Annotated in this window: 5 protein-coding genes and 2 pseudogenes; all 7 read left to right on the top strand. The window is 42.6% G+C overall.

Annotation, left to right across the window (positions count from 1 at the left end; all coding sequences use genetic code 11):
* Positions 1-2,045 (top strand): hemagglutinin repeat-containing protein (locus ACFILN_RS02675; RefSeq protein ID WP_375670800.1); only part of this gene is annotated, 2,045 nt, incomplete at its 5' end.
* Positions 2,042-2,444, top strand: a pseudogene (locus ACFILN_RS02670) (hypothetical protein). The gene ACFILN_RS02675 and the pseudogene ACFILN_RS02670, both read left to right, overlap by 4 nt.
* Positions 2,445-2,494: 50 nt before the next feature.
* Positions 2,495-3,213, top strand: a pseudogene (locus ACFILN_RS02665) (filamentous hemagglutinin); the annotation flags it as partial.
* Complete coding sequence (locus ACFILN_RS02660; protein WP_273791329.1) at positions 3,210-3,614, top strand: hypothetical protein; 405 nt, start codon at positions 3,210-3,212, stop codon at positions 3,612-3,614. The pseudogene ACFILN_RS02665 and the gene ACFILN_RS02660, both read left to right, overlap by 4 nt.
* Positions 3,615-3,629: 15 nt before the next feature.
* Positions 3,630-4,394, top strand: coding sequence for a filamentous hemagglutinin (locus tag ACFILN_RS02655; RefSeq protein WP_375670798.1), 765 nt, complete (start codon positions 3,630-3,632; stop codon positions 4,392-4,394).
* Positions 4,391-4,795: a hypothetical protein gene (locus tag ACFILN_RS02650; protein WP_375670796.1), complete on the top strand. Its 405-nt coding sequence runs from the start codon at positions 4,391-4,393 to the stop codon at positions 4,793-4,795. The genes ACFILN_RS02655 and ACFILN_RS02650 overlap by 4 nt, the downstream gene beginning before the upstream one ends.
* Positions 4,796-4,971: 176 nt before the next feature.
* Positions 4,972-5,331: a hypothetical protein gene (locus ACFILN_RS02645; protein WP_375670794.1), complete on the top strand. Its 360-nt coding sequence runs from the start codon at positions 4,972-4,974 to the stop codon at positions 5,329-5,331.
* The last annotated feature ends 16 nt before the right edge of the window (positions 5,332-5,347 follow it).

Below are 5,347 nucleotides of genomic sequence, written 5' to 3'. Positions count from 1 at the left end.
AGGGTGGAAACCTTAAACAGTCTATTCGTGATATTGCTGATGTTTCTGCTAGCGTAACCGTGGGCTTTAAGACAGAGAAGGAGGAGGCATCGGTTCAGACATCTACTGCGGTGACAGGTACAATAGAAGCAGGACGCGCTGTTAATATGCAAGCCCACAAAGGCAGCATCCATGGTGTTGGAGCCGATATTATTGCTGGCACAAACCCGATGCAAAGCAATGATGAACAGAGCGGGAATATCACCATGGGAGCAGGTGAAGATATCACTTTTGAAAGTGCGCAAAATACGCAAAGCACACAAAATCATACGCAAAGCACTTCAATGAATGTTGGGTATAGTTATGGTACCGGTGGTACAGGGTGGATGGGGAATGCTTCTTTTGGTAAAGGCAAGGGGTCCAGTGAGGAGGTTCACCAGAAGAACAGCCATATTATAGGCACTGGCACTCTTCATACCATAAGTCAGGGAAACACCATACTGGCAGGCGCCGTGGCTTCTGCAGACCATGTAGAAATGGAAGTAGGGGGTGATTTCGCCATTACCAGCCGCAGTGATACGGGACAAAGTTCTAGCAAGCAAAACTCTTTTTCCATTGGTTATAATAGCCGAGAAAAGGAAGGTACAGCCACAACCAATATTTCCTTGAACAAGGATAAATCCTCTAGTGATTATCATAGTGTTGTGGAACAATCAGGCATCAAAGCGGGTGATGGCGGTTTTAATATCAACGTTAAAGATAAAACGACCCTAACCGGAGGTATTATTGAAAGCACCGCGCTGGCAGATAAAAACAGCCTGACCACAGGAAGCATTAGCACCAGTGATATCAGCAACAGTGCGCATGCTCAAGCTAGCAGCCAAGGGTTAAGCATTTCTGCGGGTGGTCCGATGTATCAGGGCAAATATGGTGTCGGGAAAAACATTGCTAAAAATCTCTTAGATCATTCAAAAGCCCAAGATTCAGAGGAAGGATACACCAAATCCGCCATTAGCGATGGCACCATCGTCATTACTGATGAAGCTGGGCAGAAGGCATTGACAGGGCAAGATGTGGAACAAGCCATAGCCTCCCTTAATCGTGATACTGCCACCGCCCATAAGGGTGTACAACAGCTCGATGTAGGCAAGCTGGAACAAATCGTCCATGAAAACCGTGAAATGGTAACGCAACTCTTAGAAGAAGGGTTTAAATACAGCGATGATTCCTATAAAACCATGTTTATCAAAGAGCACCCCATCGCCGTGGTCGACCGTGATGAAAAGGGTAATATACTCTATGAAATAGATGCAAATGGAGAGCCTATAGAAGACGCTCGTGGACAAAATATCCCTAAGTTTCATTATTTAACGGATGAAGAAAAGCAGCATTTGCAAGCCGGCTCTGATGGCAAGGTGCATGTGTCCCTCAATGGCATTTTTACGCCACCCTATGAGGCGGCTGTTTATGCAGAGCAACATGCGGAGAATAAAAATGTACCGCTTTATTTTGTTGTGTTCCCCCAAGCCGATTCTGCTATCTCAGAACTTCTGGTCGCGGGCTATCAGAAGTTTATGGAAAATAACTTTTGGGGTTTGACCAATTCCACACAAGAAGCAAAAGATATAATGTCTCGCTATGGTAACACAGGATTGCATTTTGATGCCCATAGTCGTGGCAGTTTGACAGGCTTTAATATGATGAATTCTTTCAAACAAGAAGGTGTAAATGATGTAGCTGGCAATACAACGATCAGTTTCTATGGACCAGCGGCTAATGTTTTGGCGGCATCCGGTTTGTTAGGTTATGTGAGTGGTGGCAAACAAACCACTATTGGCTTTGATGGGAATAGATATGACTTTGTAAGCAGAATTATTGGCGGCAATGGCTATACCTACGAGACAATACCTGCTGGTAGTAACGTTTTGACAGAATGGTGGAGAGTGATCATGAATCCCATAAGCTCCCATACCTGTCTTGGAGATGCGAGTTATAAATGTAGATATAATTATGGTTTATCTCATCGTGAACAATTTCCTTTAAGTAAATCACGGAGTAAAAAATGAAACAAACCTTAAAATTATTAAGTGCTGTAACTCTATTCAGTATAGCTGGGTGCCAGTTTAATAAAACTCCCACATCTTCTATAGGGGCATGGGAAAAGCCAGGAGCAGATTTTACTGAGATAGGAAAAGCCTTGTTAGAATGCGGTATGCCAACCCCTTATGATAAGGATCCAGAAAGTAGAAAGCTCAGTAATAATGCAATAGCAACAATTCATGCTTGCATGGTTCAATCAGGATTCCGCTATGAAGAAAGGGGGGGGGGGATGGTGTGTAAATCATAAAGCGGAAAACCTTCCCATTTGTCGTCCAGGTGCTGTCATACCACAGCGCAGTGTCAAGAAGCGCTTGAACAGCCCTTTTTGTAAAAAATATAAAAATAGTCGCAAATGCCAGCCTTAATGATCAACAATCCGCCATCCTTGCCTTCACTTGGAATGGCGCGATTGTTTCCTCACGCACATTATTTAACGGATGAAGAAAAGCAGCATTTACAAAAAGGTGCTGATGGCAAGGTGCATGTGTCCTTTAATGGCATCTTTACTCCACCAGAGGAAGCCGCTGTTTATGCGGTTCAACATGCGAAGGATAAAAATGAACCGCTTTATTTTGTTGTGTTCCCTCAAGCCGATTCTGCTATCTCAGAACTTCTAGTCGCGGGCTATCAGAAGTTTATGGAAAATAACTTTTGGGGTTTGACCAATTCAACACAAGAAGCAAAAGATTTGATGTATAGCTATGGTATTACAGGGTTAGAACTTTATGGACATAGCCGTGGTACCATGACATTGGGGAATATGCTGAATTCTTTCAAACAAGAAGGTGTTCACGGTATAGCCAACGAAAACACGACTATCAATCTCTATGGACCAGCCTTTAATGTTTTATAGTTGCATCCGGTCTGTTAGGTTATGTGAGTGACGGCAAACAAACCACTATTGGCTTTGATGGGAATAGATATGACTTTGTCAGCAGAATTATTGGCGGCAATGGCTATACCTACGGGACACTCCCTGCTGGCAGTAACGTTTGGACAGAATGGTTGAGAGTGGCTACAAATCCCATAAGCTCCCATACCTGTCTTGGAGATGTGAGTGATAAGTGTACATGGCGCTATGGCACATCTCATCGTGAACAATTTCCTTTAAGTAAATCAAGGAGTAAAAAATGAAACAAACTCTAAAGCTATTAGGTGCTGTAACTTTGTTAAGTATCACCGGATGTCAGTTTAATAAAACTCCCATATCTTCTATAGGGGCATGGGAAAAGCCAGGAGCAGATTTTACGGAGATAGGAAAAGCCTTGTTAGAATGCGGTATGCCAACCCCTTATGATAAGGATCCAGAAAGTAGAAAGCTCAGCTATAATGCAAATGCAACCATTGATGCTTGCATGCTCCAAGCGGGATTTCGCTATAAATATGATGTGGGGGGAGGCTGGTGTGGAAATCATAAAGCTGAAAACTTGCCCATTTGTCGTCCAGGCGCTGTGATCCCCAGGCGCAGTGTCAAGAAGCGCTTAAATAGCCCTTTTTGTAAAAAGCATCCAGAACAATATGAATGCTATCCTTAAGTCTTGCTGTTTGTGATGACCAACAATCCGCCCTCCGTGCCTTTGCTTGGAATGGCGGGATTGTTTCCTCACGCACATTATTTAACGGATGAGGAAAAGCAGCATTTGCAAGAAGGTGCTGATGGCAAGGTGCATGTGTCCCTCAATGGCATTTTTACACCACCCTATGAGGCGGCTGTTTATGCAGAGCAACATGCGGAGAATAAAAATGTACCGCTTTATTTTGTTGTGTTCCCCCAAGCCGATTCTGCTATCTCAGAACTTTTGGTCGCGGGCTATCAGAAGTTTATGGAAAATAACTTTTGGGGTTTGACCAATTCAACACAAGAAGCAAAAGATTTGATGTATAGCTATGGTCTTACAGGATTAGAACTTTATGGACATAGTCGCGGGACAATGACATTGGGGAATATGCTGAATTCTTTCAAACAAGAAGGTGTGCACGGTATAGCCGACAACACGAATATCAATTTCTATGGACCAGCCTTTAATGTTTTAGTTGCATCCGGTCTGTTAGGTTATGTGAGTGATGGCAAACAAACCACTATTGGCTTTGATGGGAATAGATATGACTTTGTCAGCAGAATTATTGGCGGTAATGGCTATACCTACGAGACAATACCTGCTGGCAGTAACGTTTGGACAGAATGGTTGAGAGTGGCTACAAATCCCATAAGCTCCCATACCTGTCTTGGAGATGTGGGTTATAAATGCCAAAAGTTTTACGGCTCATCTCATCGTGAACAATTTCCTTTAAGTAAATCATGGAGTAAAAAATGAAACACATTTTAAAGTTATTAAGTGGAATAGTTTTGGTGAGTGTAACTGGATGTAATATCGATAAACCTCCTCTAGGAGAGATAGCTACGTGGGAGAAAAATGGTGTTACTGATTTTACTGAGGTAGGAAAAGCCTTGTTAGAATGCGGTATGCCAACCCCTTATGATACTGATCCAGAAAGCAGAAAACTCAGCTACAATGCATGGGCAACTATTGATGCCTGTATGGTTCAATCAGGTTTTCGTGATAAAGTGGGGGGAGGGACTTGGTGCGAGAATCATAAAGCCGAAAACCTTCCCATTTGTCGTCCAGGCGCTGTGATCCCGAGGCCCAGTGTCAAGAAGCGCTTGAACAGCCCTTTTTGTAAAAAATATAAAAATGCACCTGAATGCAAACCTTAAGTTTTGTTTGTGATGATCAACAATCCCCCTCCTTGCCTTCACTTGGAATGGCGGGATTGTTTTCTCAACCAATCATCTCAATATTGTTCACCGTTGTTTTAAGCAGCGGTGACAGAAAATATCAACAGGTTTATGAGCTGTTTTATAGTAAATAAATCCATTGAAAGAGGGGAAAAATGAAGAAAATCTTAAAACTGTTGAGTTGTATAGCTCTGTTAAGTATCACTGGATGTGTTAACTCAATTCCCTCACTTTCTCCAGCATTATGGAGAAATAAAATACTTTTAGAATGTGGAGTACCGGACCTTAATAAGGTTGTGGCGCTAGATTTGAATCAATTTGCCAGTATTGAAATGTGTATGGCGCAATCAGGTTTTCGCCCTAGCTTTACAATACAAGAATGGTGTGAAAATCATAAATCAGACAACCTTCCCATATGTCGTCCTGGTGCTGTGATGCCTCAGCGAAGCATTGAGAGACGCTTAAATAGCCCTTATTGTAAAAAACATTCAGAACAACTTGAATGCCAGCCTTAAGTCTTGCTTCAGTAGA

It is taken from the genome of Bartonella sp. CL434QHHD, from assembly GCF_042195145.1.
In the GTDB taxonomy this organism is placed as follows: Bacteria; Pseudomonadota; Alphaproteobacteria; order Rhizobiales; family Rhizobiaceae; genus Bartonella.
This window is presented reverse-complemented; position numbering and strand designations above follow the sequence as displayed.

Excerpts from the sequence above, each read along its gene's own strand:
- ACFILN_RS02660 (WP_273791329.1), top strand. The coding sequence starts at position 3,210 with ATGAAACAAACTCTAAAGCTATTAGGTGCTGTAACTTTGTTAAGTATC.
- ACFILN_RS02655 (WP_375670798.1), top strand. The coding sequence starts at position 3,630 with ATGACCAACAATCCGCCCTCCGTGCCTTTGCTTGGAATGGCGGGATTG.
- ACFILN_RS02650 (WP_375670796.1), top strand. The coding sequence starts at position 4,391 with ATGAAACACATTTTAAAGTTATTAAGTGGAATAGTTTTGGTGAGTGTA.
- ACFILN_RS02645 (WP_375670794.1), top strand. The coding sequence starts at position 4,972 with ATGAAGAAAATCTTAAAACTGTTGAGTTGTATAGCTCTGTTAAGTATC.